The 214-nt window shown below is 56.5% G+C and carries 1 protein-coding gene; it reads right to left on the bottom strand.

Annotated features, from left to right (window positions below):
• Positions 1–214 (bottom strand): DUF2345 domain-containing protein (locus HMPREF2700_RS09440; protein WP_141745846.1); only part of this gene is annotated, 214 nt, incomplete at both ends.

The following is a 214-nucleotide window of genomic DNA, read 5'->3' as shown; positions in this document are numbered from 1 at the left end:
ATCTTGATGCCGCTGCTTTGCGCAAACAGGTTCAGGCTCTCTGCCGCATGGGCGGTCAGGCTTTGGCCGGCGGTAATGTCGGTATGGTTGCCGCTGACCAGGTGGATGTTTTCATTGGCGGTATGCAGTTGGCTTTGCTGTGTCGCGGTGGCAATACCGGCAGGGGCGGTTTGGATTAAGCCTGCCTCTTTCAGGTCTTTAAGGGCGTCTTTCA

Origin of the sequence: Neisseria sp. HMSC068C04, assembly GCF_001810105.1 — a bacterium.
GTDB lineage: Bacteria > Pseudomonadota > Gammaproteobacteria > Burkholderiales > Neisseriaceae > Neisseria > Neisseria flavescens_B.
Note: the sequence above shows the minus strand (reverse complement) of the source record. Positions and strands in the feature narration are given on the sequence as shown.